The 317-nt window shown below is 52.1% G+C and carries 1 protein-coding gene; it reads right to left on the reverse strand.

The annotated features are described in order from the left end of the window. Nucleotides 1-317: LamG domain-containing protein (locus tag FOT42_RS17965; RefSeq protein ID WP_226789956.1), on the reverse strand; the 317-nt coding region annotated here is incomplete at both ends.

The raw sequence follows: 317 nt of genomic DNA on the forward strand, positions 1-317 counted from the left end.
ATCACCAAATCTCCCACACCTGTCCAGTCTATTCCGGTAAAAGCAGTTTCTCCAACCAATTCCCCGTTCATGTACAGTGCTGCATTGGTTGCCGAAATCGAGATTCCAAAATGTACCCACTCGTCAAGGGTCGGGTCTATGGTGGCCGGGACTCCTGGGTTCACCCAGGTGGCATTGGTGCCATTGCCCACAAGAAGTATGAATTTCTGTGCGTCCGCACTTCCTTCGCGGATCAATCCAAACCCACTGGGCTTATCGGATGGAGATGCCGGTTCTGCTGGCGCAATATTGATTATTCCCGCCCTTGTATCCGATGG

The sequence above is a fragment of the Flagellimonas hadalis genome, from assembly GCF_007785775.2.
Classification (GTDB): Bacteria; Bacteroidota; Bacteroidia; order Flavobacteriales; family Flavobacteriaceae; genus Flagellimonas; species Flagellimonas hadalis.